19 protein-coding genes and 2 pseudogenes are annotated in these 14310 nt (G+C 44.2%); 14 read left to right on the forward strand and 7 right to left on the reverse strand.

The genetic code is table 11. The annotated features are described in order from the left end of the window. Positions 1–79: 79 nt before the first annotated feature. The 9 genes from QUB56_RS23200 (at position 80) to QUB56_RS23240 (ending at position 7104) form a co-directional block, all read left to right on the forward strand. Complete coding sequence (locus QUB56_RS23200; RefSeq protein ID WP_332958446.1) at positions 80–532, forward strand: nitrate reductase associated protein; 453 nt, start codon at positions 80–82, stop codon at positions 530–532. Positions 533–869: 337 nt separating this feature from the next. Continuing rightward, a complete protein-coding gene (locus QUB56_RS23205; protein WP_332958447.1) occupies positions 870–1331 on the forward strand; it encodes an ATP synthase subunit I in 462 nt (153 codons plus the stop codon). 55 nt (positions 1332–1386) lie between these two features. Continuing rightward, complete coding sequence (gene atpB, locus QUB56_RS23210; RefSeq protein ID WP_332958449.1) at positions 1387–2145, forward strand: F0F1 ATP synthase subunit A; 759 nt, start codon at positions 1387–1389, stop codon at positions 2143–2145. A gap of 128 nt (positions 2146–2273) precedes the next feature. Beyond that, positions 2274–2519, forward strand: a complete 246-nt coding sequence (atpE, locus tag QUB56_RS23215) for an ATP synthase F0 subunit C (RefSeq protein ID WP_006631105.1) — start codon at positions 2274–2276, stop codon at positions 2517–2519. A gap of 97 nt (positions 2520–2616) precedes the next feature. Beyond that, positions 2617–3102, forward strand: coding sequence for a F0F1 ATP synthase subunit B' (locus tag QUB56_RS23220; RefSeq protein WP_332958452.1), 486 nt, complete (start codon positions 2617–2619; stop codon positions 3100–3102). 87 nt (positions 3103–3189) lie between these two features. Then, positions 3190–3717, forward strand: a complete 528-nt coding sequence (locus tag QUB56_RS23225) for a F0F1 ATP synthase subunit B (RefSeq protein WP_190740265.1) — start codon at positions 3190–3192, stop codon at positions 3715–3717. A 3-nt stretch (positions 3718–3720) separates the two neighbouring features. Continuing rightward, the gene (gene atpH, locus QUB56_RS23230; RefSeq protein ID WP_332958455.1) at positions 3721–4266 is read left to right on the forward strand and encodes an ATP synthase F1 subunit delta; all 546 of its coding nucleotides are present in this window, start codon (positions 3721–3723) and stop codon (positions 4264–4266) included. A gap of 237 nt (positions 4267–4503) precedes the next feature. Beyond that, the gene (gene atpA, locus QUB56_RS23235; RefSeq protein WP_332958456.1) at positions 4504–6021 is read left to right on the forward strand and encodes a F0F1 ATP synthase subunit alpha; all 1518 of its coding nucleotides are present in this window, start codon (positions 4504–4506) and stop codon (positions 6019–6021) included. A 129-nt stretch (positions 6022–6150) separates the two neighbouring features. After that, entirely contained in the window at positions 6151–7104 is a 954-nt protein-coding gene (locus tag QUB56_RS23240) for a F0F1 ATP synthase subunit gamma (protein ID WP_332958457.1), read from the forward strand. A gap of 434 nt (positions 7105–7538) precedes the next feature. On the opposite strand, the gene QUB56_RS23245 is transcribed toward QUB56_RS23240, so the two are convergent. The 3 genes and pseudogenes from QUB56_RS23245 to QUB56_RS23255 form a co-directional block, all read right to left on the reverse strand. Beyond that, positions 7539–8090 (reverse strand): Uma2 family endonuclease, encoded by a 552-nt coding sequence (locus QUB56_RS23245; protein WP_332958459.1) that lies wholly within the window; start codon positions 8088–8090, stop codon positions 7539–7541. A gap of 196 nt (positions 8091–8286) precedes the next feature. Next, entirely contained in the window at positions 8287–8601 is a 315-nt protein-coding gene (locus tag QUB56_RS23250; RefSeq protein WP_332958461.1) for a DUF2442 domain-containing protein, read from the reverse strand. Next, positions 8582–8704 (reverse strand): annotated as a pseudogene (locus QUB56_RS23255) (DUF4160 domain-containing protein); the annotation flags it as partial. The pseudogene QUB56_RS23255 and the gene QUB56_RS23250, both read right to left, overlap by 20 nt. A gap of 508 nt (positions 8705–9212) precedes the next feature. On the opposite strand from QUB56_RS23255, the gene QUB56_RS23260 reads away from it, so the two are divergent. From QUB56_RS23260 to QUB56_RS23270, 3 genes are all read left to right on the forward strand, one after another. After that, on the forward strand, positions 9213–9398 hold the full coding sequence (locus QUB56_RS23260) for a copy number control protein (protein WP_190657378.1): 186 nt from the start codon (positions 9213–9215) through the stop codon (positions 9396–9398). Between the two features lie 74 nt (positions 9399–9472). Beyond that, positions 9473–9676 carry a hypothetical protein gene (locus QUB56_RS23265; RefSeq protein WP_332958462.1) on the forward strand — a complete coding sequence of 68 codons (204 nt, stop codon included), beginning with the start codon at positions 9473–9475 and terminating at the stop codon, positions 9674–9676. A gap of 16 nt (positions 9677–9692) precedes the next feature. Then, positions 9693–10061 (forward strand): hypothetical protein, encoded by a 369-nt coding sequence (locus tag QUB56_RS23270; protein WP_332958463.1) that lies wholly within the window; start codon positions 9693–9695, stop codon positions 10059–10061. A 35-nt stretch (positions 10062–10096) separates the two neighbouring features. Here QUB56_RS23270 and QUB56_RS23275 read toward each other — a convergent pair. The 4 genes and pseudogenes from QUB56_RS23275 to QUB56_RS23290 form a co-directional block, all read right to left on the reverse strand. After that, a pseudogene (locus QUB56_RS23275) lies at positions 10097–10309 on the reverse strand (helix-turn-helix domain-containing protein). A gap of 108 nt (positions 10310–10417) precedes the next feature. Further along, positions 10418–10576: a helix-turn-helix transcriptional regulator gene (locus QUB56_RS23280; protein WP_332958491.1), complete on the reverse strand. Its 159-nt coding sequence runs from the start codon at positions 10574–10576 to the stop codon at positions 10418–10420. A 56-nt stretch (positions 10577–10632) separates the two neighbouring features. Continuing rightward, complete coding sequence (locus QUB56_RS23285) at positions 10633–10845, reverse strand: helix-turn-helix transcriptional regulator (RefSeq protein ID WP_332958464.1); 213 nt, start codon at positions 10843–10845, stop codon at positions 10633–10635. Between the two features lie 54 nt (positions 10846–10899). Further along, positions 10900–11112: a helix-turn-helix transcriptional regulator gene (locus tag QUB56_RS23290; RefSeq protein ID WP_332958465.1), complete on the reverse strand. Its 213-nt coding sequence runs from the start codon at positions 11110–11112 to the stop codon at positions 10900–10902. 162 nt (positions 11113–11274) lie between these two features. On the opposite strand from QUB56_RS23290, the gene QUB56_RS23295 reads away from it, so the two are divergent. Together QUB56_RS23295 and QUB56_RS23300 are read left to right on the forward strand one after the other, a co-directional pair. Continuing rightward, a complete protein-coding gene (locus QUB56_RS23295; RefSeq protein WP_332958467.1) occupies positions 11275–11718 on the forward strand; it encodes a hypothetical protein in 444 nt (147 codons plus the stop codon). A 303-nt stretch (positions 11719–12021) separates the two neighbouring features. Next, entirely contained in the window at positions 12022–14310 is a 2289-nt protein-coding gene (locus tag QUB56_RS23300; protein ID WP_332958469.1) for a hypothetical protein, read from the forward strand.

Raw genomic sequence — 14310 nt, forward strand, 5'->3', positions numbered from 1 at the left:
TCTCTCTCTTCTCTTACTCTGTGCTGTCTGCGTCCTCTGCGGTTAATAAAAAAAATCTAGTTTGCAAGTCTATACATCTATGACATTCTTTGAATTTGAAGCTGATTTTGTGGAAGCTTTGCGCTGCATCCCCATGCAAGTACGTCTCAAGTTAGATACTTGCGGCATTAAATTAAAGTTGCAGGATTGGAATCATTTTAACCAAGCAGAACGTCAAATTCTTGTAGAGAAACCTTGCTTGACACCAGCAGAAATTATCGATTACCGAGAAAAGCTAAATCAAATATTAATTCAACAGACAGGCAAACCGGGAACAGATTTGACCGTTGATGAAAATCCCCCGTGGATGGATGCTGCAACTGTACCGGAGTCGGTTTCTGCAAAAGCACAAGAACTCGGCGTGACAATTACTTTGGGACAGTGGGCGAGTTTGCAGCCGGTACAGCGATTTGCTTTGATTAAGCTTAGTCGATCGAGCCACGAGAATAAAAATTTTCTCCCGGCGCTTCAAGAGTTTAAGGTTATTGAATGAGAGCAAGTTTTAATTGACTTTTGGGGCGCAGAGGGCGCAGAGTCCGAGAAGGGAGAGTCTGCTCATCTATTTGCCCGATCGTCCTGGGTTCCTTTCTCACTTAGTGAGAGCTACTTAGGGAGAAAAACGAGAACAATGTGTAAAAGAGTGTGGTCAGGGGGTGCCAGAAGTAGGGTAAGGTCGATCGGACATTTAACGGGTTGAGTTTTCCGAAGCGCCAGACACCAAATTCCGGAAATATGATTAATTTTATTTTAAGTATTGTTACCGCAGCGTGGTATTATTTTTCTGAGTTTGCAAAGCACTCGCCTGCTACCTGCATTAGTTTCTGAGCTTCGTGAACACGCAAAACACACCCACCGAACCCACACCAGCAGAGGAGGATATTCCTCAAGCTGGTACAGTCTCAACCGTCTCGACAGTCTCGTCCGAGACAACCAATCCCATGCAAGACTTTTATCGCCTCCAACAAGAGTTGTTGGCGTACACCCTTGCTTTTACGGCGATTATTTTTATCTCCGTTTGGATTTTTTACTCGCTCAATATTGCCCTGAATTATTTGCTTGGGGCGAGCACAGGTGTGGTTTACTTAAAGATGTTGGCTAGAGACGTGGAACGAATCGGCAGCCAAAATCAGCGCATCAGCAAGACAAGGCTCGGTGTGTTTTTAGCGGTGATGATAGTAGGAACACAGTGGAATCAGCTACAGATTTTACCGATATTTTTGGGATTTCTGACTTACAAAGCTGCGCTGTTGGTTTACGTGATCCGAAGTGCATTAGCACTAGACTACAGGTAGGTCAGGCAATTCGAGCAAAACTCAACTCATCGATTTGTATGGGGAAGCCCGTTGAATGGCAATGCTTGACGTTCTAAACACCTTTAATCGTTTCCCCCTCGCCAATTTGGAAGTTGGCCAGCAGTTGTACTGGCAACTCGGCAATCTGAAAGTTCACGGGCAGGTTTTTCTAACCTCGTGGTTTGTAATTGCTGTTTTAGTCGTAGTTTCGATTTTAGGAACCAGCAAAATCCAGCGAATTCCCAGCGGAATGCAAAATTTTATGGAGTATGCGCTGGAATTTATTCGGGACTTGGCTAAAAACCAAATAGGGGAAAAAGAATATCGCCCTTGGGTACCGTTTATTGGTACATTATTTCTGTTCATATTTGTGTCAAACTGGTCGGGCGCTCTAATTCCTTGGAAGCTAATTAAGCTGCCTTCAGGTGAATTGGGAGCTCCTACCGCTGACATCAACACGACGGTAGCATTTGCACTGCTGACTTCTCTAGCATATTTTTATGCAGGTCTCAGCAAAAGCGGCTTGGGGTATTTCGCCCACTATGTTGAACCGGTGCCTTTCATGCTGCCGTTCAAAATCATAGAAGATTTTACTAAGCCTCTGTCCCTGAGTTTCCGTTTGTTTGGCAACATTCTTGCTGACGAATTGGTGGTCGGAGTGCTAGTGTTGCTAGTGCCTTTATTTGTTCCTCTGCCAGTGATGGTTCTGGGACTATTTACCAGTGCAATTCAAGCTTTGATTTTTGCAACCTTAGCCGCAGCCTACATAGGTGAAGCTCTAGAAGGCGGTCACGGCGAAGAACACCACGATTAACTAGCCGATAAACGGCGAAGCATGAAGGAGGAAAAAAAAATTCCTCTCCTAAAACTTCCTGCCGTAAAATCGGACAATTCTGTAGACTTTCGGCTCTCAATTTTGTACTTTAGATAAGGAAAATCATCATGAACCCAACAGTTGCTGCCGCTTCCGTAATTGCCGCCGCTTTGGCAGTAGGTTTAGCTGCAATCGGCCCTGGCATTGGTCAAGGAAATGCAGCAGGTCAGGCTGTAGAAGGGATTGCCCGTCAGCCGGAAGCAGAAGGTAAAATTCGCGGCACCTTGCTGTTGAGTTTGGCGTTCATGGAAGCGCTCACAATTTACGGTTTGGTCGTAGCCCTAGTGCTGCTGTTTGCCAACCCCTTCGCATAATAATTTGAAATTTTAGATTTGAGGTTTTGGCGATTCTAATCCAAAATCTCAAATCTAAAATCGATTAAGCGAATTAGATGGAAGCCGTCAAAAAATCATGATGCACTGGACAGTATTACTAGCAGTTGAAGAAGCGGCTAAGGAAGGGGGACTGTTTGATATAGATGCTACGCTGCCTCTGATGGCGGTGCAGTTTTTAATTCTAGTCGCAGTCTTGAATGTAATTTTTTACAAGCCGCTCAGCAAGTCAATTGACGATCGCGCCGATTACATTCGCAACACTCAAGTCTCTGCCCAAGAACGCTTGGCAAAAGCTCAGCAACTAGCGCAGCAGTACGAGCAAAAACTGGGAGAAACTCGCAAACAGTCTCAATCAGTAATTGCTGCTGCTCAAGCTGATGCCCAAAAAATTGGGGCAGCAAAAATAGCTGAGGCTCAACAAGAAGCTCAAGTCGCGCGAGAAAAGGCTGGGCAAGAAATAGAGCAGCAAAAGCAAGAAGCAATGCGCTCACTAGAACAAGAAGTAGACGCGCTCAGCGGCCAAATTCTCGAAAAGCTATTAGGGCAGTCGCTGGCCAAATAGCGAGACCGAAGAGTTTGAGATTTTTGAGGGAATCTCAAATCTAAAATCGGTACACCCAATCTGCACGCGCAATTATGGAAGAGTATCATGGGGACTGTTTTATTGCTAGCCACAGAAGCTAGCGGCGAAGGTGGTTTCGGTTTAAATTTCGATATTTTAGAAACCAACCTGATTAACCTGGTCATTATTATTGCAGTGCTGTTTTATTTCGGGCGCGGATTTGTAGGTAAAATCCTGACAGAGAGGCGTTCGGCAATCCAAGAGGCGATTCAAGAAGCAGAAAAACGCCAAAAAGATGCAGCAGCAGCTCTAGCAGAGCAACAGCAAAAATTGACTCAAGCGCAAGCAGAAGCGGAACGAATTCGTGCCGCTGCTGAAGAAACTGCCAAGAAAGCAAAAGAAGCAATTCTAGCTCAGGCGGCGCAGGACGTTGAACGCATGAGAGCAACAGCAGGTCAAGAGTTGGAAGCAGAGCGGGAAAGAGCGATCGCCCAACTGCGATCGGCGGTTGTATCTCTGGCATTAGCAAAGGTGGAAAGCCAGCTAAAAACTAGCTTGGACGACAGCGCTCAACACCAATTAATCGATCGCAGCATTGCGTTACTGGGAGGCTAAAACGTGAGTACAGTCAGCACAGAAGTCTTACAGCCTTACGCATCTGCCTTGATGTCACTGGCTCAGTCCAGCAATCTCTCAGAGAAGTTCGGCGAAGATATTCGTTCCTTGCTGAGCCTGCTAGAAGGTTCAGAAGATTTGCGTCAATTTTTAGGCAATCCGCTGGTAAAACCGGATGCTAAAAAAGCCGTGATTCAGCAAATAGCGGGTGAAGAAATGAGCCCCTTGATGCACAGCTTTCTGAAGCTATTAGTAGACAAAGGAAGAATTGTTTTTTTAGAAGGAATTGGCAAACAATACTTGGCAAGGCTCCGAGAACTCAACCAAACAGTATTGGCTGAAGTTACATCGGCCGTCCCGCTTTCAGACGCTCAACAGCAGACGGTTCGCGAGAAAGTGCAGGCGATGACCAGCGCTCGTCAAGTAGAAATTGAAACCAAAATAGACCCAGATTTAATCGGCGGTGTAATAATCAAAGTAGGCTCTCAAGTAATTGATGCCAGCCTGCGGGGACAATTGCGCCGTCTCGGAATTCGCTTGAATTCCTGATTTAAGGAAGCAGGAAGTTCGGCAACGAGCAATGTACTGGATGTAACGGATGTAACGGATAGAAGGAAGAAGGAAGAAAGAACAAGGGAAGAATCAAACAGAAAGTAGGAATAAATAAATTTCTGTTTTTGAGCGGTTATTCTCAAATGCTTATTACCAAATCCCAATTCTTTCTTGCCGAAAACATCGACGGACAACTGACAACTAACAACTGACAACTGACAGATAATAACTAACATGGCAGCAATCAGACCTGACGAAATTAGCAGCATTATTCGCCAGCAAATTGAGCAGTACGACCAAGACGTAAAAGTCTCTAACGTCGGTACTGTTCTGCAAGTAGGCGACGGCATTGCCCGGATTTATGGCTTGGATAAAGCTATGTCTGGGGAATTGCTAGAATTTGCCGACGGCACCGTGGGCATTGCACTGAACTTGGAAGAAGATAACGTCGGCGCAGTGCTGATGGGCCAAGGCCTCGGCATTCAAGAAGGTTCGGCAGTTACTGCTACTGGCAGAATTGCTGAAGTCCCCGTGGGTGAAGCAATGTTGGGACGGGTAGTTGATGCTTTGGCCCGTCCGATTGACGGCAAAGGAGAAATTAAAACTACTGAATCTCGCTTGATTGAATCTCCGGCACCGGGGATTGTTTCTCGCCGTTCTGTTTACGAACCCATGCAAACAGGAATTACCGCTATTGATGCGATGATTCCGGTGGGAAGAGGACAGCGGGAACTGATTATCGGTGACAGACAAACCGGTAAAACTGCGATCGCGATCGACACGATTATTAACCAAAAATCGGAAAACGTGATCTGCGTTTACGTGGCGATCGGTCAAAAAGCTTCTACAGTAGCTAACATCGTCAACGTCCTGCAAGAAAAGGGCGCGCTGGACTACACGATCGTAGTAGCAGCCAACGCTAGCGACCCCGCAACCCTGCAATACTTGGCTCCCTACACAGGTGCTAGCTTAGCCGAGTATTTCATGTATAAAGGCAAGCACACTTTGGTCATTTACGATGACCTTTCCAAACAAGCACAAGCTTACCGCCAAATGTCGTTGTTGCTGCGCCGTCCTCCCGGTCGCGAAGCTTATCCCGGAGACGTGTTTTACCTGCACTCTCGCTTGCTAGAACGCGCTGCTAAATTGAGCGACGATTTGGGCGAAGGCAGCATGACTGCTTTGCCAATTATCGAAACCCAAGCTGGTGACGTTTCTGCTTACATTCCGACAAACGTAATTTCGATTACCGACGGTCAAATCTTCCTTTCTTCTGACTTGTTTAACGCTGGTTTGCGTCCCGCAGTAAACCCCGGTATTTCGGTATCGCGGGTAGGTTCGGCGGCTCAAACTAAGGCTATGAAAAAAGTAGCCGGTAAGGTGAAATTGGAATTGGCGCAGTTTGAAGAACTGGCAGCATTTTCTCAGTTTGCTTCTGACTTGGATAAAGCTACTCAGAATCAATTGTCGCGCGGTCAGCGCTTGCGGGAACTGTTGAAACAGCCCCAAAGTTCGCCTCTGCCGATGAACGAACAAGTGGCTGTAATCTATGCCGGTATTAACGGCTATATGGATGACATCCCGGTGGAAAAAGTCAGCAAGTTTACTGTTGGTTTGCGCGACTATTTGCGGACTAGCAAGCCGAAGTACGGCGAAATTGTTCAAGGCGGAAAGGCCTTGACTGATGAAGCTGAGAAGCTGCTGAAAGAAGGCATCACAGAATACAAGCAAACTTTCTTGGTTTCTGCGTAAATCGAGTTGGAATTTTGAACCGCAGATGAACGCGGATAAACGCAGATTATCGGAAGTTCATCTGCGTTTATCTGCGTTTATTCGCGGTTTTAATTAAAAAGATGCGGGCTAGGGACTAAGGAGAAAATTATGGCAAATCTGAAAACTATTCGCGATCGCATTAAGTCGGTCAAGAACACTAAAAAGATTACAGAAGCGATGCGTTTGGTGGCCGCTGCTAAGGTGCGCCGCGCTCAAGAACAGGTGACTGCTACTCGACCTTTTGCCGATCGACTCGCAGAGGTATTGTACGGTTTGGCGGAACGCTTGCAGTTTGAAAATTTGGATTTGCCGCTGCTGAAAAAACGCGAAGTGCGATCGGTGGGACTTTTGGTAGTTTCGGGCGATCGGGGTTTGTGCGGCGGCTACAACAGCAACATCATCAAATACGCCGAAAATCGCGCTAAGGAAATCAAAGCTGAAGGCTTAGACTACAAATACGTGTTGGTAGGACGCAAAGCTACTCAGTATTTCCAGCGCCGCGAACAGCCGATCGATGCTACTTACGCTAACTTGGAACAAATTCCCACAGCATCGGAAGCGGCACAAATTGCTGACGAATTGCTTTCTTTGTTCCTGTCGGGAACTGTGGACAGAGTTGAGCTAGTTTACACCAAGTTTGTGTCACTAATTAGTTCGCGTCCGGTAATTCAAACTTTGCTGCCCCTCGACCCCCAAGGTTTGGAAACTCCTGATGATGAAATCTTCCGCTTGACATCGCAAGGCGGACAGTTTCAAGTATCGCGCGAAAAGGTTGCTGCACCTACTAGGAAGAGTTTGCCCCGCGACATGATTTTCGAGCAAGATCCGGCGCAAATTCTGGAGGCTCTTTTGCCCTTGTATTTGAACAACCAATTGCTGCGGGCTTTGCAAGAGTCTGCTGCTAGCGAGTTGGCGGCGCGGATGACGGCGATGAACAATGCTAGTGAGAATGCTAGCGATTTGATCCGTAGTTTGACGCTGACTTATAACAAGGCGCGGCAAGCAGCAATTACTCAGGAAATTCTGGAAGTTTCCGGCGGTGCTGAGGCTTTGAAGGGTTAGGTTAGGGTTGACAATTTGTTGATTTTATGCTAGGCGTCTGGGCGAACTCAGGCGCTTTTTTTAGTGAAAATACAAAAAAAATTCGACGATCTAAACTTACCTCGATCTATCTTACATTCCGCACCGAGACTGTCAATCGATTTTAGATTTTAGATTTTAGATTTTAGATTGACCCCACGGATAAATGCTCTTTCTTGAGGATTTTCGATTTTCGATTTGGGATTGATTCCACGGATACATCACGTGGCGGGTACCCTCAAGAAATTCTTGGTCACAATCGGTTTTTTCGGGAGTTGGAGCGAAAATTAAGTTTTTTTTTATACAAAGGTACCCCTCGCTTGTGGCAACGATCGGCAGTTTCAAGCGGTCGAATAACCAAAATTCGTAGTGTGCCTGTTGGGGGTGGGGAATCTGAGATGTATGGTGGCAATAATTTACCTGTTCATTAGTTGAGAAATATGGATGGTAAGATCGGGAAAAGCAAGGGGTTCAATGGTGCCAGTTCGGAAAGTATTTCGCTGCTGGTAAAAATCGCCTTCCGGGAAGCGAAACACAATTAATTGTCGATCGCGCAGGTTAACAACCCAATATTCTTGAATTCCGGCTGCTGCATAAATCTTGCTTTTTTCCTCTAAGTCTTTACTCAAACTGGAATCAGCATATTCAATCAGCCAAAAAATGTTTTCTGGATATGGGTGATGTTCCAGGTAGATATCGTTGAGAGGTTGAACGACGGCAATATCGGGTTCTGGTTCTGAGTTATTTGGCAGAGTAATCGGTCTGGCTTCGCGAATTTGGGCTCTCGTAGATAATGCGACTCGCAATCGGTTGGCAAATCGATCGCTAAAATAAGTATGCGCCGTTCCTTCGGGTACCATTTCGACTATTATTCCATTTAGTAATTCAACTTTGCGATCGTTTAAAATGCCGGCTTCGATCATTTTATGGTAGTGATCTATTGTCCATTTTGCTGTAGTTAATGTCATCGCGATCGCTCCTTGCTTATATCTCATATCATGTCCGATCGATTAACCATAATATCCCGGTCGGGGCGGGTTTTTGAGATGGTCAATTATTCGCAGGTATTGTTGGTGAACCCGCCCCTACAAAAATCGCGGTTCCTCGACCGGACATGATATCACTATGACTTTTTGCTGAATTAACTTATTTTAGGCGATATACTCATGTTCTATCGGATTTTTTACGTTCGTCTAACCACCGCTGAAATGACTTCTGACTTTCTCCAGATGGTTTACCCAGAATAATATTTTTGATGCTAATGTCTTCGTCAATATCCGGCCAGTGGATTCCATCATTTCCACCAATAAATCGCCAATTATTGCGTTCGTTTGGTGTGCTGTGCAATAGCCGAGGATACCAAGCTAAAGGAACAGAAATAGTACGACCATCGGATAGATCGACTGTTAGCGCGTCGTCTGTAACAACTACGTTTTGTGCTTGGGGGATTTCTAGCAACTCAACCATTAAAGAAGTCATTCCAACCTGCTAATAACTGCTGTTGATGTTCTTCAACAAGTTTCTGAATGCCATTGATTTCTGTACGATTGAAGCCTTTATTATTTTGAAGGCGAACTGGACTAAGCCAAAACTTAGCTTCTTCTCGATCGCGCTCAACGTGAACGTGCGGTGGTTCATCCCGATCGCCCGCCTAGCAAAAGAAACGGTATGGGCCGACTCGGAGTAACGTAGGCATTCAGACTTATCGATCGCAAAGTTACTTCTGTATTTTAACCGATGCGCGATCTTTCATCACCAGTGTTAAAGGCCCGAATGCAGTATTTTCGTAAAAAAACCGGTTTCTGCATAAGTCCTATTATTTATAAAGTTGTAACAATTGACCGCAATGTACTAACAAAGCCAAACTCAAGATTTTTTGCAGAAACCGGGTTTATGAGCGTAAATCATAGCTAAATGACTTAAATTAACGCTCTGTAGCGTTTTTCGCGGAAAACGGCATTTATTGCACTCTTGCATTAGTATGCACTAAGGCATATTATTAAAATAATGCACCTGTATGCAGAAAGCTGGTTTTTAGGCAAACTACATAAAAATGTCACAATGTATATGTTGTAAAGCCTTGAGCCTGTATGGATGAAAACAAGACTGTGGCTATTAGAGTAGAAATGCCGCCGGAATTGCGGAACCGATTTAAGTCGGCTGTTGCTAGGGACGGTAAAAATATGAGGGATGTTTTGCTGGAATTTATGGAGCAATATGTCATGAAGGCTGAGCAACCAAAAATAGAAGCAAGTCAAAACCAAAACAACACATAGCTGCTGTGTGCAGTGGTGGAGCGATCGCATACAGGGCAAGACATTTAGTTTTTAAACTGTAAGGGAAGTCAGAAGTGAGGAGCGATCGCGTACCGAATCCAAAGCCAGAAAACGTACACAATGTTACAGATCCCGAACTCTGTGAAAAGATGGGCGAAAAATACCACTGGCGGTTAAAAGAAATCCGAGTGACTCGTAACACCCCCCCTGATGTGGCTTGCGTGTTTGACGGGGAACAAACCTCGTTTCAGGATATGTGGCAAGATTACCAAGATTAAAGGAAAGGGAGGAAAAATGACTAAAAAAATCTGGATTGTCTACAAAACCGAAAGCATGAGTGCTCCCGGCTGGGAAGAACGTCAGCTTATGCCCAGGGGCAGTCTCACTAATATACTTTGGGAAAATTGGACTTGGGAAGAAAACCCAGAAATTCCTCAAGTAGGGGACAAAACCCGCGATTATGAAAATCTATCGGACCCCGGTAATGGAGTCACCCACGGGAAAGATGGAGATTGGGTAGTTACTCGCGTTCAGCAGTTTTTTGCTTCGGATACTGAGGAGCGAATTGTGGTGTGTTACTGTTCTTACCAACCTGTTAAATCTGATTGGGAAGCGCTACAACGGGGTGAGTCTGTCAATCAGATGTTAGCAACTGTCGAGTAATATTGACTGGATAATTAGTTCGTAAAAGCGATCGACTATTCATGCACAATCTCATACAAATCTTCGATCGACACATCAAAAGTCCTCGCCAACTTGTGCAAGGCCCTGACATCAACTGTTGCTAATCAGGGCGATCGGGCATAGGTTCTCAGCTTGCTGTAGACTACGCCCGATCGCTCTGAAACCTGTTTGATTGTCCAGCCTTTCTCAGCAGCCAACTCTCGAACCCTCAATCTAATTAAAGCCATTGACAAAAAACTAGATTTAGTCTGAGATAAAATTTTATCGTAAAAAGCGATCGCTCACTCTTGCACAATTTCCACCAAGTCTTCAATCATTACATCAAAGGTGCGAGCCTATTTATGTATTGAAATAAAGTCAATGGTTGACACTCCCGGACAGCGGGCGTAGTGTCTGACGGTGCTGTAAATTACTCCCGATCGTTCTGAAACTTCTTTCAGCGTCCAGCCTTTCTCGCTAGCTAGTTCTCTGACTTTTAACCTGACTAAACCCATACTTGACAAATGATGGTGTACCATCATCAGATAGTTTTATCCCAAAAAGCGATCGACTACTCTTTGACGACCTCAACCAAATCTTCCACCATCACGTCAAAAGTACGTGCCAACTTGAGCAGACAAGTAAAATCAACCATTGCCATTCCCGGAGAACGTGAATAGGTGCTGAGTGTGCTGTAAATGACTCCCGATCGCTCAGAAACCTCTTTGATCGTCGGGCCTTTCTCAGCAGCAAATTCTTTAACCCGCAATCTAATTAAACCCATTGACAAAAAACTAGATTTACTCTGGGATAAAATTTTATCGTAAAAAGCGATCGACTATTCCTGCACAATCTCATACAAATCTTCGATCGACAAATCAAAAGTCCTAGCCAACTTGTGCAAGGCTGTCACGTCAACTGTTGCTAATCCAGGCGATCGGGCATAGGTTCTGAGCGTGCTGTAGACGACGCCCGATCGCTCTGAAACTTCTTTTAGAGTCCAGCCTTTCTCTGCCGCAAATTCTCGAACCCGCAACTTAATTAATCCCATAACCTCTTGACTTTTGACTAATATAAGTCATAAACTTGTAATGTAAAAAGCAATCGCCCCTAGGCATGGAAAACTGAAGGACGATCGCCTATCAAAGTTCAAATCCCATCAAGTGGGATGTATCAACCATTTAAAATTCCCATCAAGTGGGATGTATCAACCATGTTAGCAAGCTTTCGACCAAAATCAACCCCCAGACACAGATTGAGCCGGTTTGTGACGAAAGAGGCGATCGCGCGGCTGCTGAAAATCAAGGTAGAACAAATATATCGCTTCGAGTGCTGGGCGCATATCCTGTACGTGCACGCCAAAGGCATGAGTCGGTTTGTCAGTTATGCCGACTTTCCGCCAGTTTTGGGAGTGGAATCGCCCTCTGGTTTAGATTTTGGTTATTGGAAGCGCCGGATAGCGAGTCAGAAACAGAGACACGCGCCGGATTTTTGGGTCGATTTCTATGCGGATAGATTTCACAAAGCTGTTTGTGTTTCTGAATTGTTGGAGTGGGGGGAATTGGTGGGGGTGATTAAATTGATGTTGGGGGCGATCGGGCTGGAGTCGCTGCGAAAGGTTTACGCACAAGAGAAATCTCTGCTGGAACATTTCTAAATTATTCCTAGACGCAGGCGTGGTTAGAAACCGGGTTTTTTGACGAGAATACTGCATTTGAGCCTTTAACTAAAGTGAAAAACCCGGTTTCTTTGGTGTGGGTAAGTCCTGTAAATTTTTGTCCCCCCGTTGTTAAGCGGGGCTGGGTATGTAATCTCTGCCGCAAACATTCAAAAAATTGGTACAAGCTCGACCGCAACAGTTATAATTTCTCCATGCGCTTCCCCCTCTATCTGAGTTAAGCCCATGAGTAACCTTTCAAACATCCCAGGCGGAGGCGATTTACCCGATCGCTACAGGAATGTGGGAGAACAAATCCAAGCATTCTTCGATTTTGCAGAAAACAATCCCGATCGGGCTGTTCCTTTTTTCGTCAACATCTGGCAAACTCAAGCATCACTAACCACGCGGGCTTTAGCGCTACAAGGCTTAGGCGTGGCTGCAAAACACTATCACGTTAAAGAGGCTTTAGCAGACTGGGATGTGCTTAGAGATATCGCGAAGGAAGTGAAGGGGAAGGGGGAAGTTAGCAACGATTTGACTCGGTGGGCGGCGGCTTCGGCGTTGGAGGCGATCGGATATTCTCAGCAGAGTTTACAACATTTAGAAGGGGGCGGTTTCACTGAACCTCTCGATCGCATTCGTAGGGAAATTCGCGATCGTAAGCTGGTGGAAATTAACAGAATTCAGCGCCTAAACACCAGAGGGGAAACAACGGCAGAATATGATAGAAACCGAGAATTTTGGCTGTACGGGCCGGTTGAGGAGTTATTCGCTGGTAATGATAGCTCTTGGAATTATCAGGAGTTAGTAGGAGATGTCGTTCACGATTTACACGGGCGAGGGGTGTATTTGGGATTGAGATCGTCCAATAGAATTGTACATGAGGCGGCGCTACGTGAAGCAGAGCAAATTTTTAAAGAATCTGCTGAGATTGAGGAATTTATCTATGGGCTTTTGGAAGAGTTTTTGCATAACTCCAACCATGAAGTGAGTTTGAGAATAACTGCGGCTAAAATCATTCATACAGCAACGGATTTAAGCAAAAAGCTAAAAACCTTGAGCAAGTTGCTGAGCCAAGAAAAAGATACCAAATTGCTGGAAGTTGTGCTGCACCATGCTCAGTCACTTTTTATGGAATCTGTTGATAATCAGAAATTTATCTATGGGTATTTAGAGCAATTTTTGATCGATCGCACCCAGGAAGTGACTTTGAGAATAATGGCGATAGAGATTATCACCAAAGCAAGCGGCTTAAAGAAAGTAGAGACGTTGAGTAAACTGCTGCTAGAAGATATACCGTTGCAGAATGTGGCTCTGCGTCAGATCAGATTGATATTTAAAGAATCTTCTCAAATAGAAGAATTGCTGTTCGAGACTTTGGATCAGTTCTTGAATTATAACTATGAAGTATCTTTGAAGATTGACGCGGCGGAACTCGTTTATACAGCAAGAAATTTAAACAAAAAACTGACCACTTTGAGCAAGCTGCTGTTGGAAGATACAGAGTTGCGGAATCTAGCGGTGAGGTTGTTGACTCCATACAAGCAGGAGTTAGCTAGAGTAAATGCTGATGCTCATACCGTGTTAGATGCTTTGGTTTTTAATTACACTTTGAAAACTTGGCAAAAGCCTGAACTACAAGAATCAAAGATTTCACAACTAGAAACTTATCTTTCATCAGCAAGTCAGTATCAAAGAGAAATTTCACCAATCACTTACAGGCCTACAAATCCCAATAATAAGTATAACCCTGAAGCGGAAGTAAAGTATAGAAAATCAGTAGTATGGGCAGAATATTTGCAATGGATGCAGGAGAGTGCTACTGAAGATAATGAAAAATTAGATAATCCTTTAAGAAGGGAAATCAAGAAATTAGTTTATAAAGACTTGACTATTTCGCAACTAGAAACTAATCTTTCATCAGCTATTCAGTATCAAAGGGAAATTTCAGGAATATTTACAAGTGCTATAGATGCTGCTGAATTACTAGGGGAAAAATATGGGAAATCAGGATCATTGGTGACAGGATATTTGCAAAGTAAACATGAGGATGCCATACAAGCTACTGATAAAAAATCTACTCATCCTTTAAGAGAGCAAATCAAGGAATTAGTTCATATTCAAAACTCAATCAAAAAATACCAATCTTTCTTAAAAAGAATACCATATCGGATTAAGTCGATAGACTCTAATTTGTATCGTAAAATAAAGAATTTTTCGGGCTTTGCCTCGTTAGAACATCCTAAAAAAATTGATACATATAATGATTGCCTTCAGACTTTTGATGAATTAGATTCTCTTCGTCATCAGGTGTTCTATGAATCATTGGACAAGAGAAGTGAAGTATGGTCGCAGCAATCCGAACAGAATTCTGGATTGGATGAATTACTTAACAATGGTTGTTTAGTAATTATTGCATTAATATTTATGTTGTTGATTCTTAAAGATATACTAATAATATTATTTATCGTGATAGGCTTGATAGTGCTTGGTTACAGATTTTTGATATCACATCTGAATAATAAAGAGAAGTTGATAGAAGCTTTATTAGACGATTTGCTTGAGCTGCCGCGCTGGTGGCAAAAGTAG

Source organism: Microcoleus sp. AR_TQ3_B6 (genome assembly GCF_036702785.1).
Lineage (GTDB): Bacteria > Cyanobacteriota > Cyanobacteriia > Cyanobacteriales > Microcoleaceae > Microcoleus.

Coding starts and splice junctions, on each gene's coding strand:
- QUB56_RS23290 (WP_332958465.1), bottom strand. CDS start 11,112: ATGGGATTAATTAAGTTGCGGGTTCGAGAATTTGCGGCAGAGAAAGGC.
- QUB56_RS23200 (WP_332958446.1), top strand. CDS start 80: ATGACATTCTTTGAATTTGAAGCTGATTTTGTGGAAGCTTTGCGCTGC.
- atpE (WP_006631105.1), top strand. CDS start 2,274: ATGAACCCAACAGTTGCTGCCGCTTCCGTAATTGCCGCCGCTTTGGCA.
- QUB56_RS23260 (WP_190657378.1), top strand. CDS start 9,213: ATGGATGAAAACAAGACTGTGGCTATTAGAGTAGAAATGCCGCCGGAA.
- QUB56_RS23245 (WP_332958459.1), bottom strand. CDS start 8,090: ATGACATTAACTACAGCAAAATGGACAATAGATCACTACCATAAAATG.
- QUB56_RS23270 (WP_332958463.1), top strand. CDS start 9,693: ATGACTAAAAAAATCTGGATTGTCTACAAAACCGAAAGCATGAGTGCT.
- QUB56_RS23295 (WP_332958467.1), top strand. CDS start 11,275: ATGTTAGCAAGCTTTCGACCAAAATCAACCCCCAGACACAGATTGAGC.
- QUB56_RS23225 (WP_190740265.1), top strand. CDS start 3,190: ATGGGGACTGTTTTATTGCTAGCCACAGAAGCTAGCGGCGAAGGTGGT.
- QUB56_RS23220 (WP_332958452.1), top strand. CDS start 2,617: ATGATGCACTGGACAGTATTACTAGCAGTTGAAGAAGCGGCTAAGGAA.
- QUB56_RS23250 (WP_332958461.1), bottom strand. CDS start 8,601: ATGACTTCTTTAATGGTTGAGTTGCTAGAAATCCCCCAAGCACAAAAC.
- atpB (WP_332958449.1), top strand. CDS start 1,387: ATGGCAATGCTTGACGTTCTAAACACCTTTAATCGTTTCCCCCTCGCC.
- QUB56_RS23280 (WP_332958491.1), bottom strand. CDS start 10,576: ATGGGTTTAGTCAGGTTAAAAGTCAGAGAACTAGCTAGCGAGAAAGGC.
- atpA (WP_332958456.1), top strand. CDS start 4,504: ATGGCAGCAATCAGACCTGACGAAATTAGCAGCATTATTCGCCAGCAA.
- QUB56_RS23285 (WP_332958464.1), bottom strand. CDS start 10,845: ATGGGTTTAATTAGATTGCGGGTTAAAGAATTTGCTGCTGAGAAAGGC.
- QUB56_RS23240 (WP_332958457.1), top strand. CDS start 6,151: ATGGCAAATCTGAAAACTATTCGCGATCGCATTAAGTCGGTCAAGAAC.